21 protein-coding genes and 1 pseudogene are annotated in these 20,365 nt (G+C 70.2%); 9 read left to right on the forward strand and 13 right to left on the reverse strand.

Annotated features, from left to right (window positions below):
• The first annotated feature begins 64 nt into the window (after positions 1 to 64).
• Both AB0O48_RS17030 and AB0O48_RS17035 read left to right on the forward strand, forming a co-directional pair.
• Positions 65 to 370, forward strand: coding sequence for a GNAT family N-acetyltransferase (locus AB0O48_RS17030; protein ID WP_357570453.1), 306 nt, complete (start codon positions 65 to 67; stop codon positions 368 to 370).
• A 63-nt stretch (positions 371 to 433) separates the two neighbouring features.
• Entirely contained in the window at positions 434 to 940 is a 507-nt protein-coding gene (locus AB0O48_RS17035) for a methyltransferase domain-containing protein (protein WP_365066520.1), read from the forward strand.
• Positions 941 to 1,217: 277 nt separating this feature from the next.
• On the opposite strand, the gene AB0O48_RS17040 is transcribed toward AB0O48_RS17035, so the two are convergent.
• Complete coding sequence (locus AB0O48_RS17040; protein ID WP_357570454.1) at positions 1,218 to 2,480, reverse strand: alpha/beta hydrolase; 1,263 nt, start codon at positions 2,478 to 2,480, stop codon at positions 1,218 to 1,220.
• Between the two features lie 406 nt (positions 2,481 to 2,886).
• Between AB0O48_RS17040 and AB0O48_RS17045 the strand changes: the two genes are divergently transcribed.
• The 3 genes and pseudogenes from AB0O48_RS17045 to AB0O48_RS17055 form a co-directional block, all read left to right on the forward strand.
• Positions 2,887 to 3,147: a hypothetical protein gene (locus AB0O48_RS17045; protein ID WP_357570455.1), complete on the forward strand. Its 261-nt coding sequence runs from the start codon at positions 2,887 to 2,889 to the stop codon at positions 3,145 to 3,147.
• A 231-nt stretch (positions 3,148 to 3,378) separates the two neighbouring features.
• On the forward strand, positions 3,379 to 3,951 hold the full coding sequence (locus tag AB0O48_RS17050) for a GNAT family protein (protein WP_357240414.1): 573 nt from the start codon (positions 3,379 to 3,381) through the stop codon (positions 3,949 to 3,951).
• 88 nt (positions 3,952 to 4,039) lie between these two features.
• A pseudogene (locus tag AB0O48_RS17055) lies at positions 4,040 to 4,277 on the forward strand (IS5/IS1182 family transposase); the annotation flags it as partial.
• 205 nt (positions 4,278 to 4,482) lie between these two features.
• Here AB0O48_RS17055 and AB0O48_RS17060 read toward each other — a convergent pair.
• Positions 4,483 to 5,370, reverse strand: a complete 888-nt coding sequence (locus AB0O48_RS17060) for a LysR family transcriptional regulator (protein WP_357240417.1) — start codon at positions 5,368 to 5,370, stop codon at positions 4,483 to 4,485.
• Positions 5,371 to 5,454: 84 nt separating this feature from the next.
• Here AB0O48_RS17060 and AB0O48_RS17065 point away from each other — a divergent pair, with 84 nt between their 5' ends.
• A complete protein-coding gene (locus tag AB0O48_RS17065; protein ID WP_357240420.1) occupies positions 5,455 to 6,768 on the forward strand; it encodes an aspartate aminotransferase family protein in 1,314 nt (437 codons plus the stop codon).
• Between the two features lie 191 nt (positions 6,769 to 6,959).
• Here AB0O48_RS17065 and AB0O48_RS17070 read toward each other — a convergent pair whose 3' ends face one another.
• From AB0O48_RS17070 to AB0O48_RS17095, 6 genes are all read right to left on the reverse strand, one after another.
• Positions 6,960 to 7,490 (reverse strand): hypothetical protein, encoded by a 531-nt coding sequence (locus AB0O48_RS17070; RefSeq protein ID WP_357570456.1) that lies wholly within the window; start codon positions 7,488 to 7,490, stop codon positions 6,960 to 6,962.
• A 319-nt stretch (positions 7,491 to 7,809) separates the two neighbouring features.
• On the reverse strand, positions 7,810 to 8,985 hold the full coding sequence (locus AB0O48_RS17075; RefSeq protein ID WP_357570457.1) for a GDSL-type esterase/lipase family protein: 1,176 nt from the start codon (positions 8,983 to 8,985) through the stop codon (positions 7,810 to 7,812).
• Between the two features lie 84 nt (positions 8,986 to 9,069).
• Positions 9,070 to 9,639, reverse strand: a complete 570-nt coding sequence (locus AB0O48_RS17080; RefSeq protein WP_357570458.1) for a WHG domain-containing protein — start codon at positions 9,637 to 9,639, stop codon at positions 9,070 to 9,072.
• A 421-nt stretch (positions 9,640 to 10,060) separates the two neighbouring features.
• Positions 10,061 to 10,753 (reverse strand): hypothetical protein, encoded by a 693-nt coding sequence (locus AB0O48_RS17085; RefSeq protein ID WP_357570459.1) that lies wholly within the window; start codon positions 10,751 to 10,753, stop codon positions 10,061 to 10,063.
• A gap of 112 nt (positions 10,754 to 10,865) precedes the next feature.
• On the reverse strand, positions 10,866 to 11,726 hold the full coding sequence (locus AB0O48_RS17090) for an SDR family NAD(P)-dependent oxidoreductase (protein WP_357570460.1): 861 nt from the start codon (positions 11,724 to 11,726) through the stop codon (positions 10,866 to 10,868).
• Positions 11,723 to 13,180, reverse strand: coding sequence for a DHA2 family efflux MFS transporter permease subunit (locus tag AB0O48_RS17095; protein WP_357240440.1), 1,458 nt, complete (start codon positions 13,178 to 13,180; stop codon positions 11,723 to 11,725). Before AB0O48_RS17095 ends, AB0O48_RS17090 begins: the two co-directional genes overlap by 4 nt.
• A 137-nt stretch (positions 13,181 to 13,317) precedes the next feature.
• Here AB0O48_RS17095 and AB0O48_RS17100 point away from each other — a divergent pair, with 137 nt between their 5' ends.
• The 3 genes from AB0O48_RS17100 to AB0O48_RS17110 all read left to right on the forward strand — a co-directional run bounded on the left by AB0O48_RS17100 (position 13,318) and on the right by AB0O48_RS17110 (position 16,104).
• Positions 13,318 to 13,974, forward strand: a complete 657-nt coding sequence (locus AB0O48_RS17100) for a TetR/AcrR family transcriptional regulator (protein WP_357240443.1) — start codon at positions 13,318 to 13,320, stop codon at positions 13,972 to 13,974.
• 75 nt (positions 13,975 to 14,049) lie between these two features.
• Entirely contained in the window at positions 14,050 to 14,796 is a 747-nt protein-coding gene (locus tag AB0O48_RS17105; RefSeq protein WP_357240446.1) for a response regulator transcription factor, read from the forward strand.
• An 84-nt stretch (positions 14,797 to 14,880) separates the two neighbouring features.
• Entirely contained in the window at positions 14,881 to 16,104 is a 1,224-nt protein-coding gene (locus AB0O48_RS17110) for a cytochrome P450 (protein WP_357570461.1), read from the forward strand.
• Positions 16,105 to 16,156: 52 nt separating this feature from the next.
• On the opposite strand, the gene AB0O48_RS17115 is transcribed toward AB0O48_RS17110, so the two are convergent.
• From AB0O48_RS17115 to AB0O48_RS17135, 5 genes are read right to left on the reverse strand one after another with little or no spacing between them, the layout of a single operon-like run.
• Positions 16,157 to 16,984, reverse strand: coding sequence for an NAD(P)H-binding protein (locus tag AB0O48_RS17115; RefSeq protein ID WP_365066531.1), 828 nt, complete (start codon positions 16,982 to 16,984; stop codon positions 16,157 to 16,159).
• Positions 16,981 to 17,622: a hypothetical protein gene (locus AB0O48_RS17120; RefSeq protein WP_365066534.1), complete on the reverse strand. Its 642-nt coding sequence runs from the start codon at positions 17,620 to 17,622 to the stop codon at positions 16,981 to 16,983. The genes AB0O48_RS17115 and AB0O48_RS17120 overlap by 4 nt, the downstream gene beginning before the upstream one ends.
• Positions 17,615 to 18,205, reverse strand: coding sequence for an NAD(P)H-dependent oxidoreductase (locus AB0O48_RS17125; protein WP_357064840.1), 591 nt, complete (start codon positions 18,203 to 18,205; stop codon positions 17,615 to 17,617). The genes AB0O48_RS17120 and AB0O48_RS17125 overlap by 8 nt, the downstream gene beginning before the upstream one ends.
• Positions 18,202 to 19,389 carry an MFS transporter gene (locus AB0O48_RS17130; RefSeq protein WP_357240457.1) on the reverse strand — a complete coding sequence of 396 codons (1,188 nt, stop codon included), beginning with the start codon at positions 19,387 to 19,389 and terminating at the stop codon, positions 18,202 to 18,204. Before AB0O48_RS17130 ends, AB0O48_RS17125 begins: the two co-directional genes overlap by 4 nt.
• Positions 19,386 to 20,357 (reverse strand): LLM class flavin-dependent oxidoreductase, encoded by a 972-nt coding sequence (locus AB0O48_RS17135; RefSeq protein ID WP_357240459.1) that lies wholly within the window; start codon positions 20,355 to 20,357, stop codon positions 19,386 to 19,388. Before AB0O48_RS17135 ends, AB0O48_RS17130 begins: the two co-directional genes overlap by 4 nt.
• Positions 20,358 to 20,365: the final 8 nt, after the last annotated feature.

Genomic DNA, 20,365 nt, shown 5'->3' on the forward strand with positions numbered 1-20,365 from the left:
GGGCCACAAGCTCACCCTACGGCTCGGATGGCTTCGATCTCCGAAGTAGACACATGGAGGACATATGGCAGTACACGTGAGAGACGTTCCCGAGGCCAAACGGTACGAAGCCCGGCAAGGAGAGTCCGATCTGGCGGGCATCGCCGAATACATTCGCACGGCGGAGCTCATCGCGTTCGTGCACACCGAGGTTCCTCCGAAATACGAAGGCAAGGGAGTGGGGGCGGCGCTCGCCCGGGCCTCCCTCGACGAGGCTCGCGCCGCGAACCTGCGGGTGCTGGCGATCTGCCCGTTCTACACGGGGTGGATCGCCCGGCACCCCGAGTACCAGGACCTGCTGTACCAGGCCCGGAGCAAGGTCACCGACTGAGATAGAAGCCAGGAGAGGTTTACCAGACATGAACTGCGGCCTCCCCGACACGTCGCAGAGGACGTGAACAACGTTCGAACCCCCTTCACCGCTCTGGACGAACAGACCACCGACAACCGGCGTTTCCTGTTGCGACACTTAGAGGTGGCCGCCCAATTGCCGACGATCCGCCGAGTCCGCCGAAGGGCGCTGGAGGCTTGGGACCTCCAGGATCCGAACTGGCTGCTGGACGTGGGCTCGGGCGCAGGTGAGGTGGTGTGCGACCTCAAAGCACTGGTCGGCCCGGCCGGCCAGGTGATCGGCGTCGACAACTCGGAGGCCGCCGCGGCGTTCGCCCACGAGCGAGCGAACGCCGCAGTAGCGCGGTACGACCAGGAAGACGCGCTCGCATTGCCGTACCCGGACGATCATTTCGACGGAGTCCGGTGCGAGCGCGTGCTACAACACGTCACCGATCCCCGATGCCGCCATCGCCGAGATGGTGCGGGTGCTGCGTCCCGGCGGCCGGGCGTGCCTGATCGACACCGACTGGGAGTCCAAGCTGTTCGACGGGACGCCGCAGCTGAGTGAGACATACCGACAGCTCGCTCCCGCGTTGCCGGCAGCAACGTCGACCGGGCGCACGCTGCGCCGCCGACTTCTCACTGCCGGTCTCGCCGACGTCAGTGCCGAACCGGTCACCGTCGCGGTGACCGATTATGCCGAGGCCGCCGCCCTGATGTCCGTCGTGGACCGGGCCGATCGGCGGGCCGGGCGCTAACGCGCCCGGCGACCGTCGCGGGCATCGGCGGTCACGCTGTCCGGTGCCCGAACCCGTACGACTGATCGACTCGCCACGCGTCAGCCTTCAGCCGGCCTCGGCCGCACACGTGACGTCGTGCCGCGGACGCTGGCCGGTGGTGAGGAAGGCCGTCACCGTGTTGTTGGCGCACATGTTCTTGGCGAAGAGCAAGTAGGCGCCGTGACCACCCTGGTCCACCGTCACCATCCGCGCCCGGGCACCGAACGCGTTCCTGAGCTCGCGGGCGCCGACCAGCGGGGTCCCCGGGTCGCGAACGTTCTGCACCATCAGCACGTTCGACGGCCCTCGGTCACCGATGCGCACCGGCCGCTCGACCGGGGACGGCCAGAACGCGCACGGACCGATATTGGCCGCGGCGGCACCGACCAACGGGTACTTGACCCGGTGGACCGCGACGGCCCGCTGGTAGTCGCGGACGGAACTCGGCCACTTCGAGTCGCCGCAGATGACATGCAGGCGGCCGGAGACGGCGTTGTCGACATTCGCCGGCGGCGGCTCGGGCGGCATCGGCTGATTCGTGTCGAGCGCTTTCCACACCGCGGCCAGGGTGGGCATGCTCACGTCGCTGAAGAGGTGGTCGAACGTGATCCCCCGGAACAACGAACCGTCCACGCCCTGCACCGGTGACCTCTCCAGCCGCGCGGCGAGGTCGAAGAACTTCGCGCGCACCTGCTTCGGCGTCGTGCCCAGCCCGTACTGGGGATTGGCGGCGGCGAACTTCGCGAAGTCCGGGAACCGGTCCTCCAGGCCGCGGCCGACCCGTCGCATGGCGGTGAGGTCGTAACCACCGGGGCCGAGGTTGCTGTCGAGCACGAACCGGTCACTGCGCTGGGGGAACATCGTCGTGTAGACCGCGCCGAGGTAGGTGCCGTACGACACACCGAGGTAAGAGATCTTCGGCTCGCCCAGCGCTTCCCGGATGCGGTCCATGTCCCGTGCGGTGTTCGCGGTGGTGATGTGGGGCAGCAGCGCGGCCGTCTCCGATGTCGCACACTGCCGGGCCATCGCCTTCGCGATCTCGGCGTCCTTGCGTACGCCGGCCGCGTCAGCCGGGTACCAAAGGTTGCGCCGCGCGATCTGCTCCGGCGTCAGGTCACAGGTCACCGGCGAGCTGTGGCCCACTCCGCGCGGGTCGAATCCGATCACGTCGTACTGGTCCTGGACGCTGCGCGGCAGCGGCTGCGGTGACAGATTGCCGGCGAGCAGGCCCGGGTAGATCAGTCCCCCGGCGCCGGGACCGCCCGGATTGGTCACCAACACGCCCCGCCGCTGCGACGGGTCCTTGCTCGGCAGACGGGAGACCGCCACGTCGAGCTGCCGCCCCTGCGGCTTCCGATAGTCCAGGGGGACCTGGACCGTCGTGCATTCCAGTCCGGGCAGCGCGCTGTCGGCGGGGCACGGACCCCACGTCAACCCGCTTTGCGCTGTCGCCTGGGAAGCCCCCAGAACCGACACCAGCGACATTGCCGCGACCGCCGAAACGAGCACGACCGACAAGGTTTTTCGCATCTGACTCCCCTATCCAAGACTTGCCGTACCAGTGAAAACCCTGTCGCCGCCACACGGTCAAGGGAGTGTCCGCACTTGCCGTCTCGCCCCGGGCAGCGCCCGCCGCGCCACGCCGGGCTTGAAGAGCGCCGCCGGCGCTGCCCGTGACCGAGGAGTACGGCATGGGGGTTGACCTTGTTCTGGGCACACGGTCTGCAATGCATCTGTGGAAGCGAAACGCGTTCCGTTGCGGCTCCGCGCTCCGATCGTGATTCCGTGCGACATCACGTGCACGGTGTTGCGCGACGCGGTGGTCGACATCGGCGCCGACGGGCGAATCGAGAACGTCTCGACCGCGGCCAATGCTCCGGCGTGGACCGGCGGCGTGCGGACCATGTCCGGCATCCTTCTGCCTGGTCTGGTCAAGCGCATGCCCACAGCTCGATGTCCGTGTTACGTGGCCGAGGTGGTGGACTTGGCCCAGTAGAGCGTCGTCAAGGGGTTGCGGGTGGCGGCGACGGGCGGGCCCTTCGCCGCCGACCGGCACGGTGGTCAGCGGCAGCATGCTGGCGCTGACCATGGCGATGGCCGGCTGCGCCGTGTACTGCGACGACCTCACCGGCACTGGCGTGGTCACCCTCCGGGAATGCTGCGCTACCACGTGACGGCCGCCGGCCCGGGGCAGCGGGCGGCCCGGCCCGTCACTACGGTGCGGAGGATGGACAGTTCCCATCCGCTGGTGGCCGGCATTGTGCACCAGGCGCCCGGCTCGACCGTACGGTTGCGCCCGGTGGCCGAGGACGACCTGGCGATGTTGCGCCGGTTCGCGGTCGAACCCGGGCTGATCGGGCTCGACTGGGCCGGCTTCCGGGACGCGGCCGCGCCGGCCCGCCGCTTCGCCGAGGACGGCTATCTCGGCGAGCGGACTGGCGGCCTGGTCGTGCAGGTCGAGTCGGCGGCGGATGCCCGGGCGGGCTACCTCAGCTATCTCCAGGGCCAGTACGGTGGGCGGGCGCCCTACTGGGAGATCGGCATCGTGCTGCTGCCCGAGTGGCGCGGCCAGGGCATCGGCTGGCGGGCCCAGGCGCTGCTCTGCGACTACCTGTTCAGCCACACCCCGGCGCAGCGCATTCAGGCCAGCACCCATGCCGAGAACGCCGCCGAGCAGCGGTCGCTGGAGAAGGCCGGCTTCCAACTGGAGGGGGTCGTGCGGGCCTGCGAGTTCCGGGCCGGCGCCTGGCGCGACGGGTGGCTCTACAGCCGGCTGCGCGACGACCCGTCACCGCTGTGACCGAATGGCTCGGCGTCCCCCCGGGTGCTGCGCGGGGGCGGTGGCGTGATCACCGTCAGGTCATCAACGGGATTCTGTGGAAGCTGCGCACCTCGCGGTCGACGGACGCGGCCGGCCGCTGTCGATCCTGTTCAGCCCCGGCCAAGCCGGCGACAACCCCCAGCTCCTGGCATTGCTGGACGCGATCCGCGTCAACGAGTTCGGACCCGGACGGCCCCGCAAGCGCCCCGGGCGTGCTGATCGCCGACAAGGGCTACGCGCACGACTCCACCCGCCGAGCCCTACGGCGGCGCGGGATCCGGCACGTCGTCCCCGAACGCTCGGACCAGATCGCCCGTCGTGCTGCCATGGCCAGCAACGGCGGCAAGTCACCCGCCTTCGACCACCGGTTTAGCGTCAACCGCTGTACCGATGTACCCCAGGCCGATCACCCCCGGCCGTCTATGACTGTAGACGCACGGCGGCGGGCTGACCGGGTCCGATCGCGAGGCCGAGGAGCGGGCGCTGGCCCGACCGACGGTCCGGCCAAGGTCAGTCACCTGCTCTCAGGGCATTGAGTACGGCCGTCACCTCGGGGCGTGACGCGGCCGCTCGCCGGGCGCCGGCGGTGATGCGCCGGGTCAGCGGTGGGCTCAGTGGTCGGGTCACCACCCGGTATCGCGGGTCCACCGCCAGCTTCGGCAGCATGGTGATCGAGCGGCCGTTCTCCACGTGCTGGAGCGCCAGCATGTAGTTGTTGAACCGACAGATCACCACGGGCTCGAAGCCGGCCTCCCGGCACAGCCGGGTGGACAGCTCGGACATGTACGAGCCGGCGACGTCGAACGTCCAGCGCTGCTGCGCGCACGCCTCCAGGGCGATCGCCTCGGCGCTGGTCAGCGGATGCTCCGGTGGCAGTACGAGCACGATCGGGTCGGTGGCGAGCGGCACCAGGTGGATCTCCGGGGAGAGCTCGGCGCCGGCGAAGTCGGCCGTGGTGATGATCAGGTCGACGTCGCCGCGACGGAGCGCCGGCATGCTCTCGTGCGGCTCCAACTCCAGCAACACCACGCTCACATCCGGGTGTCGGGCCGCGAGACGGACAAGCGCCGGTTCGGCGAGGGCTTGCACCGCACTCTGGAACGCGGCCACGGTGACCGTGCCGGCTGGCTCGTCGGCGAGGCGGCGAAGCTCCGCCTCGGCCGCGTCCATGGCAGCGAGGATCTCCCGAGCCCGGCCGGCGAGCAACATTCCGGCCGCAGTGAGCCGCACCCGCCGCCCGGTGCGTTCGAGCAGCGCGGTCCGGGTCTCCCGTTCCAGTGTGGTCAGCTGCTGCGACACCGCCGACGGGCTCAGGTTGCCGCGCTGCGCAACGGCCCGGACGGTGCCGTAGGTCGCCAGGTCGGCGAGCAGGCGCAGTCGCCACGGATTCAGCGTCATGACCGCCGACTGTACGGCTTTGCTTAACAGCGACAGCGGAAATGTGCGATGGACGTGCCTGTCCTGGCTGCCTAGCGTCGATCCATGGCTGATTCCTTCTGGTCCGACGCCGATCGTCACCTGGTCCGCTACATCGGCGCGGGCAGCTTCGTCCGCGAGATCATCGACCGCGCCGAGGGCAGTTTCGTCTTCACCGCCGACGGCCGCCGCCTGCTCGACTTCACGTCGGGGCAGATGAGCGCGATCCTCGGCCACTCCCACCCGGCCGTCGTAGCCACGATCCAGCGGCAGGCAGCCACTCTCGACCACCTGTTCAGTGGCATGCTGAGCCGGCCCGTGGTCGACCTGGCACGCCGCCTCGCCGGCTCGCTGCCCGCGCCGCTGGACAAGGTCCTGCTGCTCACCACCGGCGCGGAGTCCAACGAGGCGGCGATCCGGATGGCGAAGCTGGTCACCGGCCGGCACGAAATCATCTCGTTCGCCCGGTCCTGGCACGGGATGACGCAGGCTGCGGCGAGCGCCACCTACAGCTCGGGGCGCAAGGGGTACGGGCCCGCGGCGCCCGGCAACTTCGCGATCCCCACGCCGAACGCGTACCGGCCCGACTTCACCTCTCCCAGCGGCGAGCTGGACTGGCGGCATCAGCTGGAGTTCGCCTTCGAGCTGTTCGACGCCCAGTCGGTGGGCAGCCTGGCGGCATGCATCGTCGAGCCGATCCTCAGCTCCGGCGGCGTGATCGACCTGCCGCCGGGATACCTCCTGGCGCTGCGCGACAAGGTGCACGAGCGGGGCGGGCTGCTGATCCTCGACGAGGCGCAGACCGGTCTGTGCCGCACCGGAGAGTGGTACGCGTTCCAGCGCGACGGCGTCGTGCCGGACATCCTGACCCTGTCCAAGACGCTCGGCGCCGGCCTGCCGCTGGCCGCTGTGGTCACCAGCCCGGAGATCGAGCAGACGGCGCACGAGCGCGGCTTCCTCTTCTTCACCACCCACGTCTCGGACCCGCTGGTGGCCGCGGTCGGCAACACGGTCCTGGACGTGCTGGAGGCCGACCGGCTCGACGAACAGGCGGCGCACCTGGGCTCGTACCTGCGCAAGGGTCTTCAGGAGATCAGCCAACGACACCCCGTGGTCGGCGACGTGCGCGGCCGCGGGCTGCTGGTCGGGCTCGAACTGGTCAGCGACCGGGAGTCGAAACGACCGGCCGACGCGCTGGGCGCCGCGGTCACAGGGCGCTGCCTGGAGCTGGGCCTGCACATGAACGTGGTGCAGCTGCCCGGCATGGGCGGCGTCTTCCGCATCGCGCCAGCGCTCACCTCCACCCACGCGGAGCTGGACCTGGGCCTGGAAATCCTCGACCATGCACTCGCCGACGTGGTGCCGCAGTTCATACCCTGATACATCCCGGTTGGATGAATGACCACTTCCCGGGCCGTCGAGCAAATCTTCGGAGCCGTTCGCGCGATCATCGCGCCCGCCATGGCGTGAATGAGCAACTCTCCAGCGAGGACCCCAGCTTCCGTAATCGGCCATAGCACGGTGCGGCACCCTTCGAGCAGGGCGAAGCCTGCACGAGCGCAGGGCGGGTGCTATGCAGGGGCGTCGTCGTGCCGGGCTGGCCCGAAGAGAGTCATGACGAGCGCCACAATGCTGAAAAAGCCGGATCCCAAGGCCAGCAGAAGCGAGGGCACGAAGGCAGCTGGCGGTGGCACCCAGCCACCAAGCACCCAGGGCAGCGTGACAAGTACGACAACCGCCGCCGTGGTGGCGACTTCGTTGACAATGAACGCGGTTGATATGGCCGAGCTGCCGCGAGCGACTGTGCGGTAGGTCGTGTCGGCAGTTGAGGCAACCAGCACGACCGAGAGCGCGATGAAAGTAAGAGCACCCCAGATCGGCTCCAGGCCGGCGAGTGTGAGCGACACGATGAGCGGCACGGCCGAGACCAAGAAGATCCACCGCACTCCTGAGCGCATGTAGCGGTCGGCCGCAGCTGAGCCCTTGCGGGTCTTGTGCAGGTCGGAGTCGAGGTAGAAGAAGACTCCGACGAGAAGTGTGCCGACAAGAGCACCAGAAACCTCTGCCATGGTAAAGAAAAATTCGTCGCTGATTTCTCGCATCGCGACCGACGCCCCTTCAGCATGGAAGATGTCCCGACGGCAGTCTCTCGGTCACCATACGGCCGACCGAGGAGGACGTGTGCGTATTCGCAGTCTCGGCATTTCGAGGTGCCAAGTCCATGCGTTCAAGCGCGAGTTGTCCGAGGCATGGAAGGCACCATCAGCACACTGAGAGCAAGGCCAGTGATCGACGTTGTGTCCGCCGATCCCAGCGCGCTCGCGCCTGTTTCCCATGCGCGAGCCGATCGGGACAACCCGGCACGGACTGCGCCGAGCAGCACCGGCGTGTGGCCGTCGCTGCTCAGCGCACCCCAATTGGTCAGCCGGTCTTGGCGGCGAAGGGGCCACCCTCGCCGAACGCGAGCCGCGCGAAGTTCTCGGCGATGCGGCGATGTCCAGCAGGGTCAGGGTGGACCTCGTCGGGTAGCGGGAGTTCGGCGTAGTCCGCCTCGCCGTACAGGTCCCGTCCGTCGAGGTAGTGCAGGTTCGGGTCGTCGGCCGTGCGCTGTTCGACGATCCGGGCGAGTTCGGCACGGATGACGTTGAGCGTCAGCCGCCCAGCGCTGCGTTCGGCCGGATCCCCCGTCGCCCTGAACCGCAGGGTCCCGCCCTCGAAGTCGGGCGCGAGGGGGCCGGGCGTGTCCTCCTGGACCGGGCACAGGATGGCCGACACGACCAGCAGAGGTGTGGTCGGATGCCCCTCGCGGACAGTGTCGAGGAAACCGTGGACCGCGGGAGCGAAGGCGCGCAGACGCATCACATCGCTGTTGACGATGTTGATGCCGATCTTCAGGCTGATCAGGTCCGCCGGGATGTCGCGCATCGCGCGGGCGGTGAACGGGTCGAGCAGCGCGCTCCCGCCGAACCCCAGGTTGACCAACTCCACGCCGCCCTCAGCCGCGGCCAGGGCCGGCCAGATGGCGCTGGGATGAGCGGCGTTCGAGCCGTGACTGATGGAACTGCCGTGGTGCAGCCACGTCCTGCGCCCACTGGGCGGGGCCTGCTCAACGGGCGCGTCGGTACGCAGCGCGATCAGCTCGGTGATCTCCGTGTGCGGGAGCCAGATCTCGATGTCCTTCTCCCCCGCCGGCAGATCCGCGAAGCGGGCGGTGCCGGCCGGCCCCTCGGTCAGCACCGAGGTTTGGGTGAACATGTCGGTAACGGTCCGGACGTTGCCCCCGGGCACCGATGCCTGTGCGGCCAGGCGGCCGTTGACCAGCAGGTCGTAGACGCCGTCCGCCGGTGGTGGGAAGCCTTGGTAGACCCGCTTGGTGGGTAGCGTGTCCAGTTCGATCGTGGTGGCCCGGGTACGGAACGCCAGCCGCACACCGGAGGGCTGGGCCTCGGCCATGGCCAGTTGGTCGTCGGGGATCTGCCGGCGCGCCTGGGTGGTCAGCCGATGCGGCAGCAGACCGCGCGCGGTCGACTCCAGGTCGACAAAGCCGCGCAGGAGATCCGCGGTGACCGGGGTGATCCATTGGCGTTCGGTGGTCATTGCCTCAAGCCTTTCGACCGAATCTCGGTGTTCATCGGCGCGCCGCGCAGCGAACCGCTTGCGGTGGTGCGGCCGTTGTCCGGGTCAGGTAGAGCTGCGGTTACGTAACAGCGAGTCGAGCGAATCCACGATCCAGTCCCAGGATTCCTGCGCAGCGGGAGCGCTGTGTTCGAAACCACCGGCCAGCTCCAAACTGACGTAGCCGTGGAAGACGCTGCCCAGCATCCGGACCGCATGCGTCGCGTCCGGCTCGTCCACGTCGTAGCCCCGCAGGATCGCCCGGGCCATCTGGGCGTGCCGGCCGCCAGCGCTGGCGGCCGCTGTTTCCGGACCGAGCCGGAGCCGGGCGGCCGCATACCGGCCCGGGTGCTCCCTGGCGTACTCGCGGTAGGCGTGAGCGAACGCGGCCAGGGCGTCCCTGCCGGCACGACCAGCGACGGCGTCGGCGACGCGATCGGCGAGTTCCTCCAGCGCGAACAGCGCGATGCGGATCCTGAGGTCCTGCGAGTTCTTCAGGTGCGAGTACAAGCTCGGGACCTTGACGCCGAACCGCCGGGCGAGCGCCGAGACGGTGACCTCGTCGAAGCCGACCTCATCGGCCAGCTCCGCCCCCGCTCGGGTCAGACGCGCCGGCGTCAGCCCTAGCCTCTCCATCACCCTCCCCCTAACTACCTATGCCTATTATGCTCCTGCCTAATAGTTATAGGCAAACTAGCCCGCAGCTCGGGAGTAACGGACCGAATGAGCGATCTGGAAGGCGTGCGGGCGCTTCCCGAGGGCTTGGGCTCGTGCTGGTCAGCGAAGTCACCCGCTGCGGCTGGAAGGTCGCCGCCGCCACCGGGCGCAGCGCCCGCCGTCCAGCGGCGGCGCAACCAGGGCCCGCGCCGCCGGGGATCGGAAAAGCCGGGACGTTGGGCCCGGGCCGCGCCGACCTGTCGGTGTCTTTTTCGCGGGTTTCTCACCCGGGACCTTGGTGTTGAACTCCATCACCACCTCGATCCAGAGATCGAGGTCGGCATCCCGCGACCTCCTCGGCCGCGACCACGCGCCGTTACCGCCGACAGCACCAGCCGGGTCAGGCGGCCACCGTACGGTAATGCCGGTAGAGGGCTCCGGTGGCACCGAGCCGTTCCAGGAACGGCGCCCAAACCTCAGCGATGTGCGCTGCGGCCTGGGCCTCACTGCGCCACTCGGAGAAGCTCAGCACCCGCCGCTCGTCCAAGCTGACCTGTAGGTGAGCGGCGAGAGCACCGGGATAGTCGCGGTCGGCGCCCTCGCGTTCCTCCTCCCCGCGCAGCATGTCGTCCACCCACCTCTGGGCGGAGGTCTGCTCATCCATCGTGAAGAAGGCGACGGGAAAGGACTCCGGCGACGTCGCGCCATCCTCGGCACTGCCGCGAACGACGCGGTACGGCCGGAACGGAATCGACATCGGCTCATCCGGTCCGTACGTCCACCACCGGGGTCCGCCCGCGCCCTGGGCGGCCGGCCCGGTCGGCGGCGGGCTGTCCCCGGTGTATCGGGCGTAGGCCAGCACCTCGTGGCCGTCGCCGCTGACGAACACGCTGAGCGCCACCGGTCGCGTCGAGTGGGGTGTCTGCCCACGACGTTCCGCATCCCGCGCGGCGGCGCTCTGCCAGTGCCGGATCGCACTGTCCGCGAGCTCCTGCTGGTGCTGCTGGTTGCGAGCCTTGACGACGGTGACGAGCACGACGGCGGTGCCGGGATCGTCCAGGATGGGGCGCGGAGAGGGCTGAACCGAGGTCATCGAGGGGCTCCAAACTGGCGGCGCGGTCGGTGTGACTCCTTGAGCCTGCAGGGTCACACCGACCGGCCGGAGGGTCGTACCGTCAGGAGTTCGCAAGGTTTTGGCCGGTGGTTCAGGAGTCGCCCAAATCCTCGTGAAGATCGAGGTGCAGGGCGGCCAGCCGCTTCCGGGTCAGCTCGTCCAGGCGCCGCGCGGCCCGGGGATCGAATCCGGCGGTGTCGACGCGGAGCCGGACGCCTTCCACGAAGGCGCTCAGCGGATCGGCCGGCGGATCGTCCAGGGCGGCGAGAATCGGTGGCAGCACGGCCGAGACCGGCTTGGCGTTCTGCTGCATCGCGCGGATGTGCGGCAGCGTGGCGGTGTCGTAGGTGCCGGAGAAGCCAGTCGCGGTGACACCGGGATGGATGAGCACGTAACGGGGGCCGGCCGGGCCGTGCTGGTCGGTGAACGCGACGCCGAGCAGGTCGTTGAGTTTGCCTCCCTGCCCCAGGGCGGCGCCGCCGTGGTAGTCCCGGCGTAGTTCCAGGTCGTCCCAGCGGACCACGCTCAGTTCGGCGCCGGGACCGGCCACGTTGACCACCACCGCTCGGGGCGCCCGGCGCATCGCGGGAACGAGACCGTGGCTGATCAGGTAGCGGCTGAGATAGAAGAGGGCGAAGTTCTCCTCGACACCCTCGGTGGTCACGCTGCGTCGCGAGTGGTAGTGGCGGGCGCACAGGACGACGGCGTCCACCGACGGGTACGCCGTGCGGATGTGCTCGACGGCGCGGGAGGTCTCGCGCAGCAGGCTGAGATCGGCGTGCACGAAGTGGAGCCGCTCCCCCGCACCCAGCTGAAACGCCTGCGCCCGGACGGCGTCGGCCTTGACCGGATCGCGGCCGACGAGGACGACGGTGTGGCCGGCGGCCAGCCGTTGCAATGCCACGGCACGGCCGATGCCGTCGGTGCCGCCGGCGACAACGACGACGCTCATGCTGGTTTCTCCGCACCGGCCAGGGAGGTCTCGCTGCCGGCCGGCGGCTGCTCCTGCGGCTCCTGGGGCGCTAGGCGCCCGGGCAGCAGGTTGCTCGCGAGGATGAGCACAGCCAGTGCGCCAGCCATCGTCCAGAACGCGGCGTGGAAGCCGCTCAGCGGATTGCCGTCTCCGGCGGTCAGCATGACCACGGCGACGGCGGCGATGCCGATCGAGGCACCGAGCTGGTTGAGCATGTAGAGCACCGAGCTGCCCTGCGGGACCAGCTCGGCGGGAAGTGTGCGGTAGAGCGAGCCGATGGTCGGCGCGCCGACGGCACCCAGCCCGAACCCGATCGTGAAGGAGGCCGCCGTCACCCACACCTGCGACGTCTGCGGGCCGATCTGCGTGAAAACCAGGGCGCTGAGACCGGCCAGGATGGCGCCGCCGAGGGCGAGCAGGCGGGCACCCACCCGGTCGGAGCGGCGGCCGGCCAGTGGCATGGAGATCGCTGAACCGATACCGAGCGGGGCGAGCAGCAGGGCCGCCTCGAAGGTGTCGTGACCCCGGACCAGTTGTTGGTAGAGCGGCAGGGCGAAGATGCTGGCGAAGGTAACGAGCCCGACCAGGCCACCGACCAGGACGCTGGCGGCGAAGCTGGGCCGGGTGAACAGCCGCAGGTCGATCAGCGGCGCGGCGCGGCGCGGGCGAAGGGCGTGCCAGGCGTACCCGCCGAGCAGCAGGACCGCGGCGGCGAGCGGGGTGAGCACCCAGCTGGTGGTGAACGTGCCGCGCTCGGCGACCTGGGACAGGGCCAGCACACCGGCGGCGACGCCAGGGCCGAGCAGGGCGATGCCGATCACGTCCAGCCGGCCGACCGGGGCCGTCTTGTCGGCGTCGCGGGGCACGCTGCGCAGCGACAATGCCAGGGCGAGCAGCCCGATCGGCACGTTGACCAGGAACATCCAGCGCCAGGACAGCGACTCCAGGATGATGCCGCCGACGATCGGGCCAAGCACCGGACCGCTGGAGCCGACCACGCCCATCAGGCCCATCACCCGGCCGACACGGGAGCCTCCGGCAGCCCGGGCGAGCAGGGTGAGCATGAGCGGGTCGACCAGCCCGGCACCAACGCCCTGCAGCACCCGGAAGGCGATGAGGCTCTCCACGTTCCACGCCAGACCGCAGAGGATCGACCCGATCAGGAAGACGACCAGTCCGGCCAGCCAGAGCCGCCGGCCGCCGACCCGGTCGACGGCCCAGGCGGTGACCGGAATCGTCACGGTCAGGGCGAGCAGGTAGCTCGCGGATACCCAGCTGACGGTCGCCAGTGATGCGCCGAAGTCGTGGGCCAGCCGATCGGCGGCCACGGCGATCATCGAGCCGTCCAGAATGCCCATGATCCCGCCCAGCAGCACCACGCCGATCAGACGGCGAAGGGCGGGATCGAGGCGTTGCACCTCTCCTTGACTCATCACGATCTCCACTAGGTCGAGCAACGAATTGCACTGACGGGTGCAGTCTAGGGAGCAGGATAGGGTGGCGCAATGCACTTCGTTAACTAGTTGATACGGATAGTGCGGTTAAATGCACAGAGAGGTAAGGTCTCATCGTGGAATCGACGATCGTCCCCACCAGCCGTCCAGCGCCCCGCGGACGCATTGACAAACGCGAGTCGATCCTCGCGGCGGCGTTCACCGTGTTCGCCAACCGCGGTTTCGCGAGGGCCTGCATGGAGGAGATCGCCGAGGTCGCCGGCGTGGCCAAGCACACCGTCTACAACCACCTCGGCGACAAGGAGTCCCTGTTCCGTGAGGCGCTGGCGACCGTCGCCGGCGACATGATGGCCGGCAACCTGGCAGTCGTCGAGACGTCCCTGGGCACCGGCGCCGCGGCAGACCCGGAGAGCGCCCTGCACGACGCCGCCCGCCAACTGCTGCATCGATGTTGCGACCAGCGGTCGTGGGCACTGCGCCGACTTCTCTACGCCGAGATCAACCAGTTTCCCGACCTGCTCGAGGTCGTGTGGGGGCACGGCGCGAGCCGCCTGCGGGAGGCCCTCGCCGACCGGCTGGCCCGGCTGTCACTGGCCGGCCACCTCGACACGCCCGACCCCAGCGAGGCGGCCGAGCAGTTTCTGGCTCTGCTGACCGGCCCGATGGAGGCCCGCTCGCATCTCGGCACGAAGGCCGTCGACGACCAGGAGCTCGAACGCGTCGCCCGGACCGCCGTACGCACCTTCCTGATGGCGTACGGCAGGCGCGGCTGATCGCGCAGCGGCGTGTGCCGGTCGACGAGGTCCGGCACGCGGCCGCCGCGAAGACGACAGGAGAGGATGGGGACAATGCAGGTCCTCGTGGTGGGAAAACCTCGTATCGCCCACGGGCATCTCGTCCCGGCGTTGCAACGGCAGGGACACTCGGTGACCACCGTCGACACCGGGGCAGCAGCGCTGAGGGCTCTCCGTGGAGCGGATTTCATCCTGGTCGACCTGCAGCTGCCGGACATCGACGGTCTGGAGGTCTGCCGCCGGCTGCGCGAGCGCTGCGACACCCCGGTGATCGCCTTCACCGACGCCGGCACCGAGCTGGACCGCGTGCTGGGGCTGGAGGCGGGTGCCGACTCCTGCCTGGACAGCCCGATCGAGCTGCGCGAACTCATCGCCCGCGTCGAGGCCATCAACCGGCGTGCCGGACTGCGGGCCGGGCCGGGCCGGGCCGACACATCCGTCCTGGAAGCCGGTGACCTGCGCGTCAACGTGGCCGCCCGGGAGGTCACCGTCGGCGGCCGAGCGGTGGAACTGACCCGCAAGGAATTCGACCTGCTGGTCTTCCTCGTCCGGCACGCCGAGACAGTGGTTACCCGCCAGCGCCTGATGGCGGAGATCTGGGACGACCCGCGCTCGTTGAGTTCGCGTGCCAGTCGCACCGTCGACACGCACATCAGTTCGCTGCGCGGAAAGCTCGGCGACAGCGACCGCATCCACACCGTCCGCGGCGTCGGCTTCTGTCTCGTGCCACGGCCGGCCCCGCCCGTGCCGCACCAGCGTCGCACCCTGCTTTTCCCGGATCTGACACTCAATTATGGATAAGCCGAAAGTCGCCTGGCACAACGTTTCCCAGCTCGGTCCTACGGTCGGAAGGCAATGCCCGCCCTCGTAGCGACGGAGACCCGCATGACCACCGTTGAGCCCGATCGGGCCGCACCCGGCTGCCCCTACCACTCCGCGGACCTCACCTCCGAACGGCTAGACCTCGATCCCCTGTACGCCGAGCTACGCGACCGGGAACCGCTGGCCCGCGTCACCATGCCGCACGGCGGCGACGCCTGGCTGGTGACCCGCTACGAGGATGTCCGTGCCGTGCTCGCCGATCCCCGCCTGAGCCGGGCGGCCGGTGTCGGCAAGGACGTGCCTCGCTCGAGCCCGCTGATCCAGCACCCGGAATCGCTGCTGAGCATGGACCCTCCCGAGCACACCCGGCTACGCCGGCTCGCGGCGAAGGCCTTCACCAAACATCAGGTCGATGCCACCCGGCCACGGGTACAGGGCATTGTGGACCTTCTCGTCAACCGTCTGGTCGACGCCGGGCCGCCAGCGGATCTGGCCGTCATGCTGGCCTGGCCGATGGGCATCACGGTGATCTGCGAGGTGTTCGGCGTCCCGCCGGAGGACCGGGACCGTTTCCGGGGCTGGACGAACGAGATGATGGCGCTCACCGCCGACGACCCACGAGCCATCGAGGCCGCCCGCGCCAGCCTGGACGGTTACCTGCGCGATCTGATCGCCCGGCGGCAACGCGATCCCGGTGACGACCTGCTCAGCCAGCTGGTCAACGCGCGCGAGGGCGAGGACCGGCTCACCGACGCGGAACTCGCCATCTTCGCGGTCGACCTGCTCACCGCCGGTCACGAGACCACCGCGAACCAGACCGGCAACTTCCTCTACACCCTGCTCTCGCGGCCAGAGCTCTGGCAGCAACTGGTGGCCGAACCCACCCTGGTGCCCAGCGCGGTCGAGGAGTTGCTGCGGTTCACACCCCTGGCAGCCGCGGTGGCCCCGTTCTCCCGGATCGCCGTCGTCGACGTCGAACTACACGGCAAGGTGATCCGGGCCGGCGACGCTGTTGTTGCCCAGAATGACGCCGCCAACCGTGACCCTGCCGTCTTCACCGACCCCGAGACCATCGATCTGGGCCGTGCCACGAATCCGCACGTAGCCTTCGGCCACGGACCGCACCACTGCCCGGCGGCCGCGCTGGCCCGCCTGGAGCTGCAGGTCATGCTGGACACCCTGGTACGCCGGCTGCCGGGGTTGCGGCTGGCGGTCCCGGCCGACGACGTGAGCTGGCAGCGCAACCGTGTCATGCGTGGCGTGCGGCACCTGCCCGTCATCTGGTGACGAGCGGCTCGGGCGCGGCTCCCGACGAGGTCGCGCCCGAGCCGGTGGAGTCTCAGCTGAACGATGCGGCGTTCTCGGCCGCCCACGTGGCGAACGGCCGGGCCGGGCGACCCAGCAACGCGGCCACGTCGTACACCGGCCCGGGCTGCCCGTCGCGTTCGCGCTGGTAGTCGAGCAGGGAACGGACGAAGGTCGCCGGTACGTGCGCCGACAACTGCTGGGCGTACCTCTGCGGGTCGATCTCGCGTACCTCGATCGGCCTATTGGTGGCCTCCCCGATGGCCCGGACCTGTTCGCGTGCCGACAGCGACTGCGGGCCGGTGATCCGGTGCACCGCACCGGCCCGGCCGTCGTCGAACGCACGCACCGCGACCTCCGCGAGATCATCCGGGTGCACCGGCTCGCTGTAGGTGCGCGGGTACGGTAACGCCACCCGCCCCTCGGCCCGGATCTGCGCGGCCCACTGCAGCGCGTTGCTGGCGAAGGCCCCGGGACGCAGCACCGTCGCGCCGATCCCGGCGGCCTCGATGGCCCGCTCGACCAGCAGGTGCTGGAGCGCGATCGGGCCGGGCTGGTCGGCGTCGTGGTCGATGGCCAGCGACGACAGCAGCACGATGTGCCGCAGGCCGGCGTCGGCGGCCGCTTTCAGAAGCTGCTCAGCGCCCTCGGGTCGGGCGTAGAGGAAGATTTGCTCGACTCCGGCCACCGCCCGTGCCGCCGACGTGGGCGCAGCCAGATCAAGGTCGACCCACTCCACACCGCCGGGCAGGTCCGCCGGCTGCGTCCGGCCGGCCGCCCGGACCGGCCGGCCCTGTTCGTACAGCTGCCGCAGAACTGTGGCGCCGATGCGTCCGCCGGCTCCGGTCACCAGAATGGTCATGGCTGGTTCTCCTTGATTCGGGTCGGGTCGAGGCTCCGGAACAGGTGGTAGCGCTGGAAACCGATCGGCCGCACTCCGGGGGTCGCGGCGGTGGCCCGCAGTGTCGCCCGCCGGGTGGCGCCCGCGAGGAATGCCTCGTGGGCCGCGTCGTCGGTCCACCGCGCCAGGTTGAGCACCCGGGTGCCGTCCACGCTGAGGTGGAAACGGGCACTGAGCATGCCGCGGTGGTGCTCCGGGGGTGTCTGCTCCAGCGCCCGCACCACGGACGTGACGATCTGCTCCTGCCGGGGCGGGTCGTCGACGTCGAAATCGGCGACGACCGCGCATCCGGCGGTCGGAGCGCCGTCGAGCACGATGGCCCTGTGCGGCCGGTACTCGACGGCGGTGCGCCGGGCCACGCCGGGCAGAGTGCTGACGTGCCGGGCGTAGGCGTCCGGGTCGGCGGCGCGCACGTACAGCAGTGCGGTCTCGGCGGTGACCCCGGCATAGGCGTCCAGGGACAGCAGACCCGGCGGCCACGGGGCCGCGGTCCAGGCCGCGGTCACCTCCTGGAGCACCGCGGCGGTCGCCGCCGGGGTGTGCCAGCGGGTCACGAAGACCGCCGCGACGTCCGGCTCCGGGGAGTCCGGGTCAGCCATACGGGTGCTCCGCGCGGGCGGCACGCAGCGGGCGGGCCCACCAGACGAGCTGGTCGAACAGTGTCTTCGCCGCCGCCGCGGCACCCGCGTCGGTCACCGTCGCGCCGACGGGGAACTGTTGCCATGCGTGGTGGAAGCTGACCGTCTCCCGCACGGTGACGGTGTGCAGCTCGGCGAAGACCAGCCGTAGCTGCTCGACCGCGCGCAGCCCTCCCGCGTGGCCGCCGTAGGAGACGAAGCCGACCGGCTTGCCGGCCCACTCGCTGAGGAACCAGTCGAGGACGTTCTTCAGCGATGCCGGGAAGCTGTGGTTGTACTCCGGCGTGACGATGACGAAGGCGTCGGCCTCGGCCAGCTGTCTGCTCAGCCGGTCACGGATCGCGGCCACCTCGGGTTCCGGGGACCGCCCGGGTGCCGGCAGCACCAGCGGCAGCGGATGGTCGAGCAGGTCGATGAGATTGACGTCGAGCTCGGGCCGGGCGGCCGTCTGGGCCAGCACCCACTCGCTGACGGCCGGGCCGAGCCGAGTGTCCCGGACGCTGGCGATGATCACCGCGAGTCGTAGCGGCGAGATGTCGGTCAAGGAACTGCCTTCCTGTGCGGGGACGAGACGCCGACGGCGGCCAGCAGGCCAACCGCCGCCGCCAGGGAGAGGATCAGCCAGGCGGCACGCCGTTCGCCGGCAGCGGTGACGGTCGCGGCGACGGGCAGCAGCGCCACGGTTCCGGCCTGGACCGCCGCCTGGTAGAACGCGATCGCCGCAGGCCCTCGGCCGGGTGGCGCCGCCGTCGTCGCACGCATGTTGAGCGCGGCGAACGACAGCACCAACCCGAGACCAACCAGGGACAGCGCCGGCAGTACGCCGGTGACGTACCGGGCGGGGTGGGGGTGCCACAGCAGGCTCAGGTAGCCCAGCAGCGCGGCGGCAGCTCCCAGGGCGATCAGGCGGTCCCCGCCGAACCGGGCTACCAGGGCAGCGCCCCACGGTGCGGCGAGTGCGAGCGGCAGGCACGCCGGCAGCAGAGCGAAGGCGTTCTGCCAGCCGGTCCACCCGAACCGGCCTTGCAGGTCGAAGGTGAGCAGCAGCAGCAGGGTCTGGTAGCCCCCGTTGAGAGCCGATGCCGTCACCGCCGCCCCGAGCAGCGCGCCGGTGATCCGCAGTCCGGCTGAAGGGACGTCCGAGTGTGCCGACTCCGGCGAGTCCGGTGGCAGCAGACGACGGCTGAGCAGCATCAACGCGATGGCCACCGGTGCCGGGAAGACGAAGGTCCACCGCCATCCGGTTTCGGCCAGCGCACCGGACAGCAGCAGGCCGGTGGTGAACCCGGCCGCTCCGAACAGCGAGTACACGCCGACAGCGCGCCGCCGCATGGCCTCGTCGGGATAGGCGGTCGCGATGATGGCCAGCCCGGCGGGCGCGGTCAGGGCCGCGCACATGCCCTTGACCACGCGGATGCCGATCAGCACCGCACCGCTGTCGGCGAGGCCGCCGGCAAGGGACGCCACGGCGAAGCCGGCCATCGCCGTCAGATAGGTGCGGCGGCGGCCGAAACGGCGGGCCAGCCACGGTCCGAACGGCAGCAGTACGGCGAACCCGGCGGCGAACCCGCTGACCAGCCACTGCGCCGAGGCGAGGGGCAGGTCCAGGCCGGCCGCGACGTGCGGCACCGCGACCAGCACCACCGACACCTCGACCGCGTCGAGGACCATGGTGGCGGACAGGACGAGCAGCAGGGCTGACGAGCGGCGCGAGGTGAGCGCCGTCATGACGCCGCGGCCAGCAGCGCCGGAAGACGGCCGGTGACCAGGGCGATGTTGTCGGCGACCAGATCGTCGGGCATGCCGGCGATGTCCGCCCAGAAGATCAGGTGGCGGACCGGCAGCCCGGCGGTCAGCTCCTTGATCTCCACTGCCGCCTCCTCCGCGGTGAGGATCCGCAGCAGGCCGCGGGTGTCGCGGGCGTGCGGGTCGCGGAGGTCGTCGAGCGTCAGCGGCGGAGAGGTCTGGCCGGTGCCCTCCAGCGCGCCCTGCCGGTAGGAGTTGACCTGGTGCACCAGGTGCGGGCCGACCCGGGCCCACGCCCGCTCCGGGTCCCGGGCCAGCAGGATGGGCAGCAGATCCGCGACCCTTGCGACCGAGGGATCGTGGCCACCCTCGGCCAGGCCCCGCTGGTACTCCAGGAACGACTCGCGCGACAGGTGCAGCAGGCCGATGCCGAGCCGGCCCGCCAGGCGGGCACCACGCGGCCCGTAGAAGCCACCCCACAGCGGAGGAAGATCCTGCACCGGCGCCGGGGTGATGCCACGCTCGCGCCACAGCTCCCGCACCCGCTCGATGTGCTCGCCGGCGCGGGAGATGCGGCGGCCGAAGTCGACGTCGTACAGCTGGTACTCGGGACGGCGGTAGCCGGCACCGAGCCCGAGTTCCAGGCGCCCTCCACTGATCAGGTCCACCACGGCCGCCTGCTCGGCGATCTCGACAGGATGGTGCAGCGGGGCCACCACCACCGCGGTGCCGATGCGGGCCCGCCGGGTCCGGGCGGCGGCCGCCGCCGCGAAGGTCAGTGGCTGCGGAAGATAGCCGTCGGCGAACAGGTGATGCTCGGTGAACCAGAGGCCACCGACACCCCGCTGGTCAGCCTCGGCGCAAAAGTCGAGAATGCGGCCGTAGTGGCGGTCGCGGGGCCGCTGCCATTGCTGGGGGTTGCGCAGGTCGAAGAGCAGTCCGACATCCACGGTGCGTC

It is taken from the genome of Micromonospora sp. NPDC085948, from assembly GCF_040686315.1.
In the GTDB taxonomy this organism is placed as follows: Bacteria; Actinomycetota; Actinomycetes; order Mycobacteriales; family Micromonosporaceae; genus Micromonospora.